The organism is Halomonas cupida, from assembly GCF_900142755.1.
In the GTDB taxonomy this organism is placed as follows: domain Bacteria; phylum Pseudomonadota; class Gammaproteobacteria; order Pseudomonadales; family Halomonadaceae; genus Halomonas; species Halomonas cupida.
Window position 1 is genome coordinate 37,909 of record NZ_FRCA01000011.1, and the last position, 16,866, is coordinate 54,774.

At 60.3% G+C, this 16,866-nt stretch carries 14 protein-coding genes; 3 read left to right on the plus strand and 11 right to left on the minus strand.

All coding sequences use genetic code 11. The features are described 5' to 3' along the window. Nucleotides 1-23: 23 nt before the first annotated feature. The 4 genes from glmM to rlmE form a co-directional block, all read right to left on the minus strand. Complete coding sequence (gene glmM, locus BUE38_RS17850) at nucleotides 24-1,370, minus strand: phosphoglucosamine mutase (protein ID WP_073436597.1); 1,347 nt, start codon at nucleotides 1,368-1,370, stop codon at nucleotides 24-26. Continuing rightward, the gene (gene folP / locus BUE38_RS17855; protein ID WP_084542027.1) at nucleotides 1,363-2,262 is read right to left on the minus strand and encodes a dihydropteroate synthase; all 900 of its coding nucleotides are present in this window, start codon (nucleotides 2,260-2,262) and stop codon (nucleotides 1,363-1,365) included. Before folP ends, glmM begins: the two co-directional genes overlap by 8 nt. A 116-nt stretch (nucleotides 2,263-2,378) precedes the next feature. Continuing rightward, nucleotides 2,379-4,385 carry an ATP-dependent zinc metalloprotease FtsH gene (gene ftsH / locus BUE38_RS17860; RefSeq protein ID WP_073436598.1) on the minus strand — a complete coding sequence of 669 codons (2,007 nt, stop codon included), beginning with the start codon at nucleotides 4,383-4,385 and terminating at the stop codon, nucleotides 2,379-2,381. Between the two features lie 329 nt (nucleotides 4,386-4,714). Then, the gene (gene rlmE / locus BUE38_RS17865) at nucleotides 4,715-5,401 is read right to left on the minus strand and encodes a 23S rRNA (uridine(2552)-2'-O)-methyltransferase RlmE (protein WP_073436715.1); all 687 of its coding nucleotides are present in this window, start codon (nucleotides 5,399-5,401) and stop codon (nucleotides 4,715-4,717) included. A 250-nt stretch (nucleotides 5,402-5,651) separates the two neighbouring features. Here rlmE and yhbY point away from each other — a divergent pair, with 250 nt between their 5' ends. Continuing rightward, nucleotides 5,652-5,978, plus strand: a complete 327-nt coding sequence (gene yhbY / locus BUE38_RS17870; RefSeq protein ID WP_073436599.1) for a ribosome assembly RNA-binding protein YhbY — start codon at nucleotides 5,652-5,654, stop codon at nucleotides 5,976-5,978. Nucleotides 5,979-6,153: 175 nt separating this feature from the next. Here the strand turns inward: yhbY and greA are convergent, their stop codons facing one another. The 4 genes from greA to dapB all read right to left on the minus strand — a co-directional run bounded on the left by greA (nucleotide 6,154) and on the right by dapB (nucleotide 12,270). Further along, entirely contained in the window at nucleotides 6,154-6,630 is a 477-nt protein-coding gene (gene greA, locus BUE38_RS17875) for a transcription elongation factor GreA (RefSeq protein ID WP_073436600.1), read from the minus strand. Continuing rightward, nucleotides 6,627-9,857, minus strand: coding sequence for a carbamoyl-phosphate synthase large subunit (gene carB / locus BUE38_RS17880; protein ID WP_073436601.1), 3,231 nt, complete (start codon nucleotides 9,855-9,857; stop codon nucleotides 6,627-6,629). Before carB ends, greA begins: the two co-directional genes overlap by 4 nt. A gap of 64 nt (nucleotides 9,858-9,921) precedes the next feature. Continuing rightward, complete coding sequence (carA, locus tag BUE38_RS17885) at nucleotides 9,922-11,067, minus strand: glutamine-hydrolyzing carbamoyl-phosphate synthase small subunit (RefSeq protein ID WP_174788052.1); 1,146 nt, start codon at nucleotides 11,065-11,067, stop codon at nucleotides 9,922-9,924. 378 nt (nucleotides 11,068-11,445) lie between these two features. Continuing rightward, a complete protein-coding gene (dapB, locus tag BUE38_RS17890) occupies nucleotides 11,446-12,270 on the minus strand; it encodes a 4-hydroxy-tetrahydrodipicolinate reductase (protein ID WP_073436602.1) in 825 nt (274 codons plus the stop codon). A 221-nt stretch (nucleotides 12,271-12,491) separates the two neighbouring features. On the opposite strand from dapB, the gene BUE38_RS17895 reads away from it, so the two are divergent. Beyond that, nucleotides 12,492-13,559, plus strand: a complete 1,068-nt coding sequence (locus BUE38_RS17895; RefSeq protein WP_073436603.1) for an esterase-like activity of phytase family protein — start codon at nucleotides 12,492-12,494, stop codon at nucleotides 13,557-13,559. A gap of 23 nt (nucleotides 13,560-13,582) precedes the next feature. On the opposite strand, the gene BUE38_RS17900 is transcribed toward BUE38_RS17895, so the two are convergent. The 3 genes from BUE38_RS17900 to BUE38_RS17910 all read right to left on the minus strand — a co-directional run bounded on the left by BUE38_RS17900 (nucleotide 13,583) and on the right by BUE38_RS17910 (nucleotide 15,560). After that, nucleotides 13,583-14,521, minus strand: coding sequence for a DMT family transporter (locus tag BUE38_RS17900; protein ID WP_073436604.1), 939 nt, complete (start codon nucleotides 14,519-14,521; stop codon nucleotides 13,583-13,585). Then, nucleotides 14,518-15,054 carry a MarR family winged helix-turn-helix transcriptional regulator gene (locus BUE38_RS17905; RefSeq protein WP_073436605.1) on the minus strand — a complete coding sequence of 179 codons (537 nt, stop codon included), beginning with the start codon at nucleotides 15,052-15,054 and terminating at the stop codon, nucleotides 14,518-14,520. Before BUE38_RS17905 ends, BUE38_RS17900 begins: the two co-directional genes overlap by 4 nt. Before the next feature lie 233 nt (nucleotides 15,055-15,287). Next, the gene (locus tag BUE38_RS17910) at nucleotides 15,288-15,560 is read right to left on the minus strand and encodes a DUF2218 domain-containing protein (protein ID WP_073436606.1); all 273 of its coding nucleotides are present in this window, start codon (nucleotides 15,558-15,560) and stop codon (nucleotides 15,288-15,290) included. A 181-nt stretch (nucleotides 15,561-15,741) separates the two neighbouring features. Between BUE38_RS17910 and BUE38_RS17915 the strand changes: the two genes are divergently transcribed. Then, nucleotides 15,742-16,863 carry an ABC transporter substrate-binding protein gene (locus BUE38_RS17915; RefSeq protein WP_073436607.1) on the plus strand — a complete coding sequence of 374 codons (1,122 nt, stop codon included), beginning with the start codon at nucleotides 15,742-15,744 and terminating at the stop codon, nucleotides 16,861-16,863. Nucleotides 16,864-16,866 lie beyond the last annotated feature (3 nt).

A 16,866-nucleotide genomic window follows, 5' to 3' on the forward strand; every position in this document is an offset into this window, starting at 1 on the left:
GGCTCGCGGTCGCTCGTCCAACGCTACAGTAGCTCGCGAACGTCGTCGGCCAGCTTCTTCGCACAGCCTTCGACATCGAGGTGCGGGCGCCCCTCGACCATGACTCGGATCAGGGGTTCGGTACCGGAGGGACGCAACAGCACTCGGCCTTCTCCCCCCAATTGCTGCTCGACAGCAGACACCGCCTCGGCGAGCCTCTCATCCTTCATCAAGGCCTTCGCATCGACACCCTGCCCGAGACGAACATTGATCAGTGACTGCGGCGCCTTCTCGAAGCCATGCAACAGGCGGGATATCGGCTTGTCCTCACGTACCATGTAGGACAGCACCTGAAGCGCCGAAACGATACCATCTCCAGTGGTCTGCACATGGCCACAGACAATATGTCCGGATGACTCGCCACCCAGCTGCCAACCATTGGCTGCCAGGCGCTCCATGACATAGCGGTCACCGACATTGGCTCGCTCGAAGGGCACGCCCATATTTTCCAGAGCCGCGGCGAGACCAAAGTTGCTCATCAGCGTACCAACTACGCCACCGCCCAGCTCGCCTCGCTCATGGCGATCCCTGGCGATCAGGTAGAGCATATCGTCGCCATCGATCTCATGACCGTCGGCATCAACCATCAGCACGCGGTCGCCATCTCCATCGAACGCCACGCCCAGGTCGGCACCCTGCTGGATCACGGCGGCACGCAGCGCGGCAGGATGGGTTGATCCCACATCATGGTTGATGTTCATGCCGTCCGGCGTCGCACCGATCAGCGAGACCTTGGCGCCCAGTTCCTTGAAGACGCTGGGCGCAATATGGTAGGTCGCACCATGGGCGCAATCGAGAACGATCTTGAGACCATTGAGGTTGACCCGCTCCGGAACCGTCGATTTGCAGAATTCGATATAGCGCCCGGACGCATCTTCAACCCGTGTCGCCTTGCCCAGCTCATCGGGAGAAACCGTGGTCAGCGTCTCGTCCAGAGCGGCTTCGATGCGCTCCTCGATCCGGTCACCAAGTTTGGTGCCCTCGGCAGAGAAGAATTTGATGCCATTGTCCTGGAAGGCATTGTGCGAAGCCGAGATCACAATGCCCGCGTCGGCGCGAAAGGTCCGCGTCAGGTAGGCAATGCCCGGCGTCGGCATCGGGCCCAGCAACATCACATCCACGCCGGCAGCGGAAAGCCCTGCCTCCAGTGCCGACTCGAACATGTAGCCGGAGATGCGAGTGTCCTTGCCGATCAAGACCCGAGCGCGCTGGCGACGCGGCTCGATACACCGACCCGCCGCCCAGCCCAGCTTGAGCATGAAGTCCGGCATGATCGGCGCCTGCCCGACGGTTCCGCGGATACCGTCGGTTCCGAAATAACGTCTAGCCATTGCCTTCTCCTTGTTCGGCTTTTCTTTCCGCCGTTTCTTCTGACCGCTCTTCACAGACGGCCCAGGCCATATTCACGGCGTCCACATGGGGCGCAACATCGTGAACGCGCAGAATCCGCGCACCACGCTCGACCGCCAGCGCAGCCACAGCCAGACCTCCGGCCAGACGCTCCTCCACCGGACGCTCGAGCACCTTACCAATGAAACTCTTGCGCGACATGCCGACCAGCAGTGGCAGATTCAGCTCTTCGAGCCGCTTCATACGACGCAGTAGACGAAGATTATGCTCCACTGTCTTGGCGAAGCCAAAACCCGGATCCAGTAAAAGTCTATCGCGGCTCAGACCCGCTGCTTCGCAAGCCGCAACACGCTGCTTGAGGAATGCCAGCACCTCATCCTCCACCGGACCGTCGTAGTGTGGCGCATCCTGCATATCGCCGGGCTCGCCAAGCATATGCATCAGTACCACGGGCAGCCTGGTACCTATTGCCGCCTGAAGGGCGCCTTCACGACGCAGGTTACGTACGTCATTGAGCATGCCGGCACCCGCCTGCCCTACAGCACGCATCACCTCAGGGGTCGAGGTATCGACCGAAACCAGCGCATCAAGTTCACGTACCAACGCCTCGACTACCGGCACTACCCGGTCCAATTCCTGCTGTGTGCTTACCGCCGCTGCTCCCGGGCGAGTGGACTCGCCGCCAACGTCGATGATCGCCGCACCTTCCGCAAGCATCTGCTCGGCGCGCCTCACAGCATCATCTATCGCCAGGTGATGACCTCCGTCAGAGAAGGAATCCGGCGTGACGTTGAGAATGCCCATGATTCTGGGAAAGGAAAGGTCGAGCCGGTGGCGGCCACAAGCGAGAGTCGAGGAAACACTGGGGTCCATCGTGGAAGGGTCCTGAAGTCGGGAGTTACGAATATCCGGGAGGCAAACGAGGACAAGAAGGCCTTGTTACGTCAGAGGCGCCCCGCAGGGCGCCTCCGAGATCAGGTCGGGCTGATTCAGCTTCCGGCGGGGCCACCGAGAGGATCGGAAGGCCGACGATCAGGAGTGTCATCCTCCTCCTCCTCATCACTGTCACCGCCATCACTGCCATCCTCCGCAGTATCGGAGCTGGCCTCCGGCTCCTCCGCTGGCTTGCCGGTGATCGGCGAGCCACCATTGGAACCTCGATCGTCCCAGTCCTTCGGCGGGCGCGGTGTACGGCCGTCCATGATGTCCTTGAGCTGATCAGCATCGATGGTTTCGTACTGCATCAGCGCCTCGGCCATGGCATCCAGCTTGTCGCGATTGTCGTGCAGAATACGCTCGGCCTGGGCGTAGCACTCATCGATGATCTTGCGCACTTCCTTGTCGAGACGAGTGGTGGTCTCACCGGACTTGAGCTTGCCGCCGCTCTGCCCCGGTCCGCCGAGGAACTGGTGTGACTCGTCCTCATCGTACATGATCGGCCCCATCTCCTCGGACAGACCCCACTTGGCCACCATATTGTGGGCCAGTTCCGTGGCTCGCTTGATATCGTTGGACGCACCAGTGGTGACACCATTAGGACCCAGCGTCATCTCCTCGGCGATACGGCCACCGAACAGCGAGCATATCTGGCTGATGATCTGCTGCCGTGACAGGCTGTAGCGATCCTGCTCGGGCAGAAACATGGTCACACCGAGGGCTCGGCCACGCGGGATGATGGTGACCTTGTACACTGGGTCATGCTCGGGCATCACCAGACCAATGATGGCATGGCCCGCCTCGTGGTAAGCGGTATTGAGCTTTTCCTTCTCGGTCATGACCATGGACCGGCGCTCGGCGCCCATCATGATCTTGTCCTTGGCCATCTCAAGCTCTTCCATACCCACCAGGCGCTTGTTGCGGCGAGCTGCAAACAGGGCACCCTCGTTAACCAGGTTGGCCAGGTCGGCACCGGAGAAGCCCGGCGTGCCCCGCGCGATGAATGACGGTTTGACGTCATCCGCCAGCGGCACCTTGCGCAGATGGACATTGAGAATATGTTCGCGACCACGGATATCCGGCAACGGTACTACCACCTGGCGGTCGAAACGACCCGGGCGCAGCAGTGCAGGATCGAGGACGTCCGGACGGTTGGTCGCGGCAATGACGATGATGCCTTCGTTGGCCTCGAAGCCATCCATCTCCACCAGCAACTGGTTGAGCGTCTGCTCACGCTCGTCGTTGCCACCGCCCATGCCGGCGCCACGAGAGCGGCCCACCGCATCGATCTCGTCGATGAAGATGATGCAGGGCGCCTGCTTCTTGGCCTGTTCAAACATGTCACGAACGCGGGAAGCACCCACGCCGACAAACATTTCAACGAAGTCTGAACCGGAGATCGAGAAGAACGGCACCTTGGCCTCGCCGGCGATCGACTTGGCCAGCAGGGTCTTGCCGGTACCGGGAGGACCGACCATCAACACCCCACGCGGGATAGTACCGCCCAGGCGCTGGAACTTGGTCGGGTCACGCAGGAAGTCGACCAGTTCCTCGACCTCTTCCTTGGCTTCGTCGCAACCCGCCACGTCAGAAAAGGTGGTCTTGATCTGATCCTGGGACAACAACTTGGCCTTGGACTTGCCGAAGCTCATCGGGCCGCCCTTGCCGGCTCCCCCACCCTGCATCTGTCGCATGAAGAACATGAAGATGGCAAGAATCAGCAGAATCGGGAAACTGGCGATCAACAGCCGCGTCCACAGGCTCTGTTGTTCCGGCTCCTGTCCCACCACTGTCACGTTGTGGGACAGGAGATCATCCATCAGCTTGGGATCTTCAGCCGAAGGACGGATGGTCTGGAAGGTCGTACCGTCAGAGCGCTCACCAGAGATGGTATAGCCATCAATGGTAACGCTGCGTACCTTCTCATTCTGCACTTCCTGGACGAACTGGGAATAGTTCATCGTGTTGGGTGCATTCTCGACGCTGAAGTTGTTGAACACCGTCAGCAATACCGCCGCGATGACCAACCACAGAATCAGGTTCTTCGCCATGTCGTTCAAGGGACTACCCTCAATTACAGAAATCTGTCGGCTTCAGGTGCCGGTGAAGCTCTGACACTAGCCTTGTCACTAGTTTCGACACTACAGGAGCCAGCCTCGTTCAGCCAGCCCGAGGAACAGCAGGCCACTTTCAGCCTCGCACGATCCTCACAATGGTCCTGTCCAACCACTCTAGCCTATAGGCCTGTCAGTCTCCGCCCTCTACACTCTGCCACGCTGTACTCTGTCATACTTGGTTGATGTTGTCCGCGTATTGCACCGGTAGGCACTGCCTATCAGTCTACGGCGCCATATATCATGCCGAGCCGTCCCCGAGCGAACCACCGGGACTAACCCTTGAAACCTTCGGCCAGCAGATAGACCTCACGCGAACGTGCGCGTGAGGCATCAGGCTTGCGTGTCACCACTCGCTGAAAACTGCCACGTAGATCCTTCAGGTAGGCATCGAAGCCCTCACCCTGAAACACCTTGGCCACAAAACGCCCTCCAGGTCGCAGCGTCTGGCGCGCCAGATCCAGCGCCAACTCCACCAGATACATGGCCTGCGGCTGATCAATGGCAGCCATACCACTCATATTGGGGGCCATGTCCGACATCACAAGGTCCACTGGGCGATTATTCAGCACTGCGAGGATTTCATCGAGTACCTGTTCTTCAGTAAAGTCTCCGTGGATGAAGTCGACGCCCGCCAGTGCATCCATCTCGAGAATATCCGACGCAATCACCACACCGCTGTCACCAACCCTTTCCGCCGCAATCTGGCTCCAGCCCCCCGGGGCCGCCCCCAGATCAATTACGGTCATGCCCGGTTTGAACAGGCGATCCTTGCCATCCAGCTCAATCAGCTTGTAGCTGGCACGCGAACGATAGCCATCCTGCCAACTCTGCTGCACGTAGCGATCATCGAAGTGCTCCTTCAACCAGCCAGCACTGGTCTTGCTCGCGCCACGCTTGTTGGCTGAGGCAGCCTGCTTGCCTGAAGACGAGGAAGGCCGGGAAGAACGGGAAGATGCCACGGGATCACCTGAAACGCTGGCTGCGGGCAATGGGCTCGCCGATTACGAGCTGCTCCTTCAATAAGGACTGGCCGCAGGATATGGGGGAATACAGTTCATGGGACGACAATGTTGTAGACCGACAACGGAGCAGCACGCTTTCATGCTGGCAGGATTCACCGTACCATTACCTACTGAACCTACTTACTCGCTTACTCATCGCACTTGTTATGTGCCATTGCGCGCCATTTTCGGGAAGATTCAAGATACCATGAGCTTGTCACAGGCACAAAAGAAAGCATTTCGCAGCATCGGCCATCACCTTGACCCCGTTGTCACTGCCTCCGAGAACGGCATCTCCGAGGGCCTTCTGGCTGAGCTCGAGCGAGCGCTCAATGATCACGAGCTGATCAAGATAAAGCTCGCCCTCACCGAGCGTGATGATCGCGCCGCCGTCCTCGACGAGCTGGCCAATGCCAGCGGTGCCGAGGTCGTCCAGAAGATCGGCAAGGTTGCCCTGCTCTACCGCCACAACCCAAAGGCCAACCCCAAGCTCTCCAATGTGAGCCGCTTCGAGCATCACCACGGCAGACACTGAATACTCAGAACCCGACTTGCCGTAACAGAGCTTCGAAAACGAAACACCCCGCCAGCAACCACTGGCGGGGTGTTTTTCATGGCCGTTTGATACACGAACACCCCGCCAACTGGGTCGACGAGGTGCTCGTAGCTCGTAGCTCGTAGCTCGTAGCTCGTAGCTCGTAGCTCGTAGCTTACAGATGTTCCACAGAGGAAATCTCGTACTCCACTTCACCACCTGGTGTGCGCACCAGCACGATTTCACCTTCTTCCTTGCCAATCAGGGCACGGGCAATCGGTGATGTCACGGAAATGCGGCGCTGCTTGATGTCCGCCTCATCCTCGCCAACGATGCGATAGGTGACTTCCTCGTCGGTCTCGAGGTTGAGCAGCTCGACTGTGACACCGAAAATCACCTTGCCGGTACGCGGCAGCTTGGTGACATCGATGACTTGAGCATTGGACAGCTTGCCCTCGATCTCCTGAATGCGACCCTCGATGAAGCCCTGTTGCTCGCGAGCCGCATGGTACTCGGCATTCTCCTTGAGATCGCCGTGCTCACGCGCCTCGGCAATGGCAGCGATTACCTTCGGGCGAGCCTCACTCTTGAGCTGCTCCAGCTCATCACGCAGGCGTTGCTCACCAGCGACGGTCATCGGGACCTTGTTCATTTATTCGCTCCTGCATGCAGTTCCTGTAGCCGCCGCACGGTAATCGCATTGCCATATTCCAGCGCCATGCAAACAGCACTGGCCCCTGCCAGGGTCGTGGCATAGGGAACCTTACGGGCAAGCGCGGTGCGACGGATCACCGAGGAGTCATTGATCGCCTGGCGGCCCTCGGTGGTGTTGACGATATAGGCAATCTCGTCGTTCTTGATCGAATCGACGATATGTGGCCGGCCTTCATAAACCTTGTTGACGACCTCGACGGACAGACCTGCGCCTTCCAGCGCCGCTGCCGTGCCACGGGTCGCACATAGTGTGAAGCCCAATGTTACCAGAGAACGAGCCACTTCGATAACACCCGCCTTGTCCGGCTCACGCACGGACAGGAACGCCTTGCGCTCACCGGTCAGCGGCGGAATCGCCTCACCTGCACCAAGCTGTGCCTTGTAGAAGGCCTCGGCAAAGGTCTCACCAGAGCCCATCACTTCACCGGTGGACTTCATCTCCGGCGACAGGATCGGGTCGACACCCGGGAACTTGGCAAACGGGAATACCGCTTCCTTGACGCTGTGGAAGTGCGGCACGATCTCGCGCTGGAAGCCCTGCTCAGCCAGTGTCTTGCCTGCCATACAGCGAGCCGCGATCTGGGCCAGCGAGGTGCCGATGCACTTGGACACGAAAGGCACGGTACGTGAGGCACGCGGGTTGACCTCAATGACGTAGATCTCGCCATCCTGCCAGGCCAACTGCACGTTCATCAGGCCCTTGACGCCCAGTTCGACCGCCATGCGCTTGATCTGCTCGCGCATCTCGTCCTGCACATCCGCCGGAAGCGAATAAGGTGGCAGCGCACAGGCCGAGTCGCCGGAGTGTACGCCAGCCTGCTCGATGTGCTGCATGATGCCGCCAATCACCACCTCATTACCGTCAGACACCGCGTCGACATCGATCTCGACAGCGGCATTGAGGAAATGATCCAACAGTACTGGAGAGTCGTTGGAAACCTTGACCGCATGGGTCATGTAGTTCTCGAGTTCGGAAGCATCGTAGACGATCTCCATTGCTCGGCCACCGAGTACGTAACTCGGACGCACCACCAGCGGATAGCCAATGGCCTCGGCCTTGGCAAAGGCCTCCTCGAAGCTGCGCGCGGTGGCATTGGGCGGCTGCTTGAGACCAAGCTTCTCGATCATCTGCTGGAAACGCTCACGATCCTCGGCCCGGTCGATGGCATCCGGCGTGGTTCCGATGATCGGCACACCAGCGGCCTCGAGGTCTCGCGCCAGCTTGAGCGGCGTCTGGCCACCAAACTGAACGATGACACCGACCGGCTTTTCCTTGTCGGCGATTTCCAGTACGTCTTCCAGCGTCACCGGCTCGAAGTACAGGCGATCGGAGGTGTCGTAGTCGGTGGAGACGGTTTCCGGGTTGCAGTTGACCATGATGGTCTCATAGCCATCATCACGCATGGCAAGGGCGGCATGCACACAGCAGTAATCGAACTCGATGCCCTGACCGATACGGTTGGGACCACCGCCCAGCACCATGATCTTCTGACGATCGGAAACCTCGGCCTCGCACTCTTCCTCATAGGTCGAGTACATGTAGGCAGTATCCGAGGCGAATTCCGCCGCACAGGTGTCAACGCGCTTGTAGACCGGACGAATACCCGCCGCCTGGCGCGCACTGCGGAAATCGTTCTCTGACACACTCAACAGCTTCGCCAGACGCGCATCGCTGAAGCCCTTGCGCTTGAGGCGGAAGAGTTCGCGAGCATCAAGCTCGGACAGTGAGCGTTGTGCCAGTTGCTGCTCGGTCTTGACCAGATCCTCGAGCTGCACCAGGAACCAGGGGTCAACATTGGTCAGCGTGAAAACATCCTCGACGCTCATGCCGGAACGCATGGCATCGGCAATGAAGAAGATGCGCTCGGCGCCCGCGGCCTGCAGCTCACCCTTGATCAGCGCCATGTTCTCATCGCTGAACTCGGTCACGATGGGGTCGAGGCCATCATTACCGGTTTCCATGCCGCGCAGAGCCTTCTGCAGCGACTCCTGGAAGGTGCGGCCGATTGCCATCACCTCACCCACAGACTTCATCTGAGTCGTCAGGCGGTCATTGGCCTGCGGGAACTTCTCGAAGGTGAAGCGCGGGATCTTGGTGACCACGTAGTCGATGGACGGCTCAAAGGACGCCGGTGTGCGGCCGCCGGTGATGTCGTTCTGCAACTCGTCCAGGGTATAGCCGATCGCCAGCTTGGCGGCGATCTTGGCAATCGGGAAGCCGGTCGCCTTGGAGGCCAGCGCCGAAGAGCGCGACACCCGCGGATTCATCTCGATGACCACCATACGCCCGGTCTGGGGGTCGACACCGAACTGCACGTTGGAGCCACCAGTCTCGACGCCGATCTCACGCAACACCGCCAGCGAGGCGTCGCGCATGATCTGGTATTCCTTGTCGGTCAGCGTCTGGGCCGGCGCTACGGTGATGGAGTCACCGGTATGCACCCCCATGGGATCGAAGTTCTCGATCGCACAGACGATGATGCAGTTGTCGTTCCTGTCGCGAACGACCTCCATCTCGTATTCCTTCCAGCCCAGCAGCGACTCGTCGATCAGCAGCTCATGGGTCGGCGAGAGTTCGAAACCACGACCACAGATTTCCTTGAACTCTTCCTTGTTGTAGGCCACACCACCGCCGGACCCCCCCATGGTGAAGGAGGGGCGAATGATGACCGGGAAGCCGAGCTCGGCCTGAATTTCCCAGGCCTCTTCCATGCTGTGAGCGACCTTGGCGCGCGGGCACTCCAGGCCGATGTTCTTCATCGCCTTGTCGAAGCGGTCACGATCCTCGGCCTTGTCGATGGTATCGGCGTTGGCACCGATCATCTCCACACCGTACTTCTCGAGTACACCGTGACGGTCCAGATCAAGGGCACAATTCAGCGCTGTCTGGCCACCCATGGTCGGCAGAATCGCATCCGGGCGCTCGACCTCGATGATCTTCTCCACGGCCTGCCAGGTGATCGGCTCGATATAGGTGGCATCGGCCATCACCGGGTCGGTCATGATGGTGGCCGGGTTGGAGTTGACCAGAATGACGCGGTAGCCCTCTTCACGCAGGGCCTTGCACGCCTGGGCGCCGGAGTAGTCGAATTCGCACGCCTGGCCGATAACGATGGGGCCGGCGCCGATGATGAGAATGCTGCTGAGGTCTGTACGCTTGGGCATGGTGCTTCCCGCTTGAAATTTTGACGAAGAATCGAATCGAGTGTGTGGGTTGCGTCAGGCCGCCTCAGCGGCGGCTGCGCATCATCTCGATAAAGCGGTCGAACAAGGGAGCGACATCCCTGGGGCCAGGACTGGCTTCCGGGTGTCCTTGAAAACTGAACGCCTGGCGGTCAGTGCGCTCGATACCCTGCAGGGTGCCATCGAACAGCGAGCGATGGGTGGCGCGCAGGTTGTCCGGTAACGTCGATTCGTCAGCAGCAAAGCCGTGGTTCTGACTGGTAATCATCACGCAGCCGGTGTCGAGGTCCTGGACCGGGTGGTTGGCACCATGGTGGCCATGCCCCATCTTGACCGTCGTCGCGCCACTGGCCAGCGCCAGCAGCTGGTGACCCAGGCAGATACCGAAGATCGGCGTATCAGTCTCGAGCAGTTCGCGGATGGCAGTGATGGCGTAATCGCAGGGCTCAGGGTCCCCCGGGCCATTGGACAGGAAGATGCCATCCGGCTGCAGCGCCAGCACTTCCGCGGCGGGCGTCTGCGCCGGCACTACGGTCAGGCGGCAACCGCGACTGGCCAGCATGCGCAGAATATTGAACTTCACACCGTAGTCGTAGGCCACCACGTGGAACGGACGCTCGGTGGTGCTGGTATCGGCATAGCCTTCACCCAGCGTCCACTCGCCCTCGCTCCATTCGTAACGCTCGGTGCAGGAAACAACCTTGGCCAGATCCATGCCCTTGAGCCCCGGGAAGGCCCGCGCCGCCTCGAGGGCGCGCGCTTCAGCATCGGCGCCCTCGGCCTCGGCTCCGGCGAGGATGGCGCCATTCTGGGAGCCCTTGTCACGCAGAATGCGAGTCAGTCGGCGCGTATCGATATCGGCGATACCTACGACATTCTGGGAGACAAGATAGTCGGATAGGCTTTGGGTCGAGCGGAAGTTGCTGGCAACCAACGGAAGATCACGGATGACGAGTCCAGCGGCAGCAATGCTGGAGGATTCCACGTCTTCGGGGTTGATACCGGTATTGCCGATGTGAGGATAGGTGAGAGTAACGATCTGTCGCGAATAGGAAGGGTCGGTGAGAATTTCCTGATAGCCGGTCATGGCCGTATTGAACACCACTTCACCACTGGCCTGCCCATCAGCGCCAATGGCGGTGCCGTGGAATACGCTGCCATCTTCCAGGGCCAATATTGCGGGTTTGTTCAATGTTACGTCCTCCCAATGCTCGTCAAGGTAACCACACACCACTCTGCACACCATCTGCCTGACCGAAACCGCTGGCCCAGTCGGCATGGACCCGGCCCTCTGTGCTCTACTAGCGCAAGGGGCCGGGCCGTAAAAAAGCGGGACGAAACCCGATTGATGACCGGTTTCATCCCGCTTGTTATGCTTCTTGTCCTGCGCTCGGAATGTCTGAGCCGAAAACCATTGCCTCGCCAGCCCGCTCCACCAGTTTATGCACAGAACGGCATGGACAGATCTCGCCCGGCCAAAATTTTTGAGATGTTACAGGAAAACCATCCGCCTGGCCAGCCAATAAAGTGAATTTCACCGCCCTGAAATCATGCCAGCCTGCAGGACATCCTACTGTTCATCAAGCCCGAGTACATCGTTCATACCATAGCGCCCCACGCCCTGACCGCTGACCCAGCGTGCCGCGCGCACAGCCCCTCTGGCAAAGGTCATGCGACTGGATGCCTTGTGGGTGATCTCGATACGCTCGCCTTCGGTAGCAAACATCACCGTATGTTCGCCGACGATGTCACCGGCTCGCACCGTAGCAAAACCGATCTCGCTGGCCTGGCGCGGGCCACACTGCCCTACCCGCTCGAACACGCCATGTTCCTTGAGGTTACGATCCAGTGCCGCCGCCACCACTTCTCCCATGCGCAACGCAGTGCCGGAGGGTGCATCGACCTTGTGACGATGGTGAGCCTCGATCACTTCGATGTCATAGCCCTCGTCGCCCAGTGCACGAGCAGCGGTCTCCAACAGCTTGAGGGTCAAGTTGACACCTACACTCATATTGGGCGCAAAGACCATCGGCACACGCTGGGCGTAACCATCGAGTTTCTCGAGCTCAGCATCGCTCAAGCCGGTGGTACCTATCACGATGCCCTTGCCATGTTCGGCACAGAAGGCCAGGTTGGCGAGGGTGACAGCAGGAGTGGTGAAGTCGATCAGCACATCGATGTCGTCGACCACCGATGCCAGTGAGTCCACTGCACTGATGCCCAGTCGACCAACTCCTGCCAGCTCACCGAGGTCGGCACCCACCAGGGAACTACCCGGCTCGACGATACCCGCCGCCAGCGTGGCTCCGTCATCCTGGCATACAGCGTTGACCAGGGTTCGGCCCATGCGGCCAGCGACACCAACAATGGCAATGCGGGGAGCAGCGGTGGTCATGCAGCACAATCCTCATGCAGTAGGGAACAGGGCAGTAGGGTAAGGCGACCGAAAGCAGCCTCGATCCGCGCAGTATAACAATGCCGCCGCATGGCGTCTGTGCCGGTCTCACTGATGTTGGCGTGGCCACCCACGACCGACACCGACTCCACCCATCGTCATGCCGGCCCGCTACACTGGAGGATCGGATCACCCACTCCTGCCCGGAAAAGGGAATTTCCATGCCTGCCAACCGCTGGCCCACCATCCTCACCTCCTCGCTCACCGGCCGACGCCATCCGCGGAACCGGTGTACCGTCCTGCTGGGCCTTTTACTACTGCTCTGGGGACTGCCGGGTTGCGCCCACCAGGTGCGCAGCGCCAGCCTCGCCGGCGCCAATCTCGCCGACACCAATGCCGTTGACGGCCACCCACCGTCGGTGCCCGGCATCGAGTTCTGCGGCAGCCTGGAGCTTCCCGACCACTGGCCATCGCACAGCGCTGCGGCGGCGCAACCGCTCGGCGGGCTATCGGCACTGGCCTGGGACGAGGACGAACAGTCACTATGGCTGGTATCCGACCGCGGCCGCCTGCATCAGACACTGCCGGTATACGACGACGGGCAACTGGTGGACCTGGTGGTCGTCGCCAGTCACACCCTGAAGGACAGCAGCGGCCAGCCACTCAGCGGCAGCAACGTGGATGCCGAGTCACTGGTGCTGGATGACGCCTGGGATGGTGAGCGAGGCAACACGGCGTTACTGATTGGCTTCGAGCGAGACCACCGTCTGCAGCAGTTCAACACTCAGGGCTACCCCATCGGTGATGCCCTGCGCCCGGGCCCGGCACAGAGTGCCACCCGCAACGCTGGCATGGAGGCCATGACCCGGCTTCCCGATCTCGACATCATCGTCGGGCTCGAGTCCCCACCCGACGGCGGCAAAGCGAAAGTCACCCGTCTGTTCAGCCTTGATGGCAAGCACCATTGGGATTATCCACTGGCTCCTGCCACCAATAGTGCCCTGACCGATATGGCGCCATGGCCAGGCAGTCCGGATACCCTGGTGACCCTCGAGCGCGCCTGGGCACCACCCCGATTGACCATCACCCTCAAACGCACCGAGCTGCTGACACCACCGCACGTCAGCACCACCACGGTCTTCAGTCTGTCCAGCGCTGACGGATGGCGCCTGGACAATATGGAAGGACTCGCCGCCATGCCGAATGGAAGCCTGCTGATGGTCAGCGACAACAACTTCAGCGCCCTGCAGCGCACGCTGCTTACCTGCCTGCGCCTCACACAGGACTGATGATCGCCACATCAATAGCGCCTCTACGATCGTGCCCTGCTGGGCACTTCCACATCCCGACGCATTCTCACGTCTCGGCGCAGCAACAGCAGAATGGCCAGGATGACCATGACAGACCCCGGCAGCCACCGGGGCGACAGGACCTCGGGAGCCTGCAGGAACAGCAGCAACATGGAAACAAAGGGCACCAGATAACCATAGGCAGTCACCGCCGCAGGCGTCAGAGTCGCTGTTGCACGCTGCTGCAACCAGAAGGTCACGCCACTGGAGAACAGCCCCAGGTAGGTCACCAGCGCCAAATCGCTCAGGGTCATACGCGCCATGGCATTCGGATGATTGAAGATCAGTCCCAGCAGAGCAATAAGCACACCGCCCAGGACCAGACTCCACAGGGTGCGAACCCCGGCATGGGGGGATAACCAGCCACGCATCAAGCCGAACTTCGACAACACGGGATACAAGGCGGATGCCAGACAACCGACAAAGAAGGCAGCTTCCCCGAGACCGAACTGCATCCGCGTCAGGTCTCCATCGGCCTCTGCCCAGGCCAGCCCCAGCGCACCAAAGGCACCGAGGGCCAACAGTGCCAGCAGCGACAGAGCACGCTGCTCAACACTCAGGAAACGTCCGAGCCCGTAGGCCAATAGCGGCACGCTGACATAGAGCGTCGCCATGGATAATGCCGTGGTGCGATGCGCCGCCCAGAACATGGTGCCGAAAAACCCCGCCAGGCAAAGCCCCATCAAGGCATACAGCCAGGCTCCTTGACGACTCGGCTTCAGCCCCGGCGCACCCCATACCAGCGGCAGCACCGCCAGGGCCGCGATGGCAAAACGCAGTGCGGTCAGCAACAGGGGCGGCAGTCCCTCGCTGAGCAGGCCGACCGCCGGAAACGACAGCCCCACCAGCAGCGCCCATATCAGCATGCCAAGGTGCGCAGCCCAAAGCCCTTGTGTCTTCATGGTCCCTCCCTCGTGGCTCTGCCTTCCAGTGCCACCAGCAGGGCTCGCAGCCCCGCAGCCAGGGCATCGGCGTGATCGACATCGAGAGCTTCGCGCATGGCGCCAAGCTCGGACAGATAGGCATCCAGCAGCCCCGGCATCATCTCGCGCCCCTTGTCACTGAGTCTGACCAGAACACTGCGGCGATCCTCAGGGTTGTCCACGCGCTCGATCAGGTCACGCTCGGCCAGACGATCGAGACGATTGGTCATGGCGCCAGAGCTCAACACCACAGCCGCACAGAGTGCATTGGGTGTCATGCCTTCATTCGTTGCTCGCCGATACAGCGTCGACAGCAGGTCGAACTCTCCCTCCCGCAACCCATGGGCGCGAAATACCACCGATACGCGCCGATCCACGTGTTTCATGATGCGGTACAGACGCGTGAAGATGCCCATATCGGAGGGGTCACGATCAGGCAGGACCGTGCACCACTCCGAGATCAACCGATCGATGGCATCACGTGGAACCTCGTCTTCAAGCAATTCCGGCATGGCGGTCCTCCTGTGGACGGCAATTCTTCCACGGCAACTGTTTACGTAACGGAATCTTCGCGAAGAGAGTCTTCGGGAAAAGAATTTCCATCAAAAGAATCTTCACGTAAAGATATGTAGGCAAAGCATAGTCACACAAGGCCACGGATGCCAATGCCTTTTACCCCTAGCGTGACATGCCCTGCCTCAACTCACCTCCCCTTCTGGACCACCGGTACAGCGGCGAGTGGCCGCTATTGCCAGCGAATTTCCAGCTCTTCCTTGCCCGCCATGCGCTCCAGGTGGCTGGCCACCACGCCCTTCAGTAGTTCAAGCCGCTCGGCATCATCGGCCTGCAGCTGTACTCGCAGAGCATCCTCGTCGGCACTCATCAGGCACAATCCACCGTCGAACACGACTCGTCCCTGGTCGGCGTCGACCTCCAGCTTGTGAGCCCAATGCTTGCATAGCCGATTGATCAAGCGCTGCCCCGATGACGTGACGATCTGCGCAGAAGACTCGTGCATTTTTTCACCTCGAGAAATACAAATGATAACAATACTCATATAATATCAGCCGACACCAGCCCTGGAACACGCAACGGGGCGTTCGTTCGACTGCATTGTCCCCGCGCGGCAAGCGTCGCCAGCAGCTCCGCCACTGAACACATCCACAACTCAACAATTCGTGAACCATCGAGGCCTCTGCATGCCCACACTGACGAGATTCGCCACCTTCGGCTCGGCCCTTCTATTGAGTGGCGTCACCATGGCCGAGGAGATCACCGTGACCGACGTTGCCGGACGCGAGGTTACCGTCGACGCCCCCGTGGAGCGCATGATTCTTGGTGAAGGGCGTCAGGTCTACCTACTCGGCGCCCTCGAGCCGGACGCCCCTTTCGAGCATGTCGTGGGGTGGCGGGAAGATTTCTCCCAAGCAGATCCCGACAACTATGCTCTCTACGCCGAAAGATTCCCCGAGCTGGAGGACCTTCCCACCTTCGGTGGCTTCAAGGACGGCACCTTCGATGTTGAACAGGCAGCGGCACTGCAACCGGATGTCATCCTGATGAATCTGGAGGCCAGAGCAGCCACCGAGGATGCCGGCTATGACACCAAGCTGGCGGAACTGGACATTCCTATCGTCTATGTCGATTTTCGTGAAGATCCCATTGCCCATATCACCCCGTCGATGCGCCTGATGGGTGAGTTGCTCGGAAAGCAGCAGGCGGCAGAGGATTTCATCGCCTTTTCCGAGGCCCAGATGGCCAGGGTCACCGATGTCATCGACGCCAATGCTCCTGAGCGCCCCAGAGTCTTCATTGATCGCGCCGGAGGCTATTCCGATGACTGCTGCATGAGTTTCGGTCAGGGCAATTTCGGCGAATACGTGGAACTGGCCGGCGGCAGCAACATTGCTGACGGTATCATCCCCTCCACCTTCGGCACCTTGAATCCCGAGCAGATCATCTCCGCCAACCCTCAACAGGTCGTGGTGACCGGCGGCAGCTGGGATGCCTATGTGCCGGGTGGCAACTGGGTCGGCGTCGGCCCCGGAGCCGATCTCGACGAGGCACGCCGCAAGCTGGAAGCGCTCAGCGAACGCACCGCCATGACCGGCATCGATGCGGTGGAAAACGGCAACATGCATGCCATCTGGCACCAGTTCTACAACAGTCCCTATTATTTCGTCGCCGTTCAGCAATTGGCACGCTGGTTCCACCCGGAGCTGTTCGCCGATCTCGACCCGGAGGCCACCATGACCGAACTCCACGAGCGCTTCCTGCCGGTGGCCTACCAGCCAGGCTACTGGGTATCACTGCATGACTGAAGA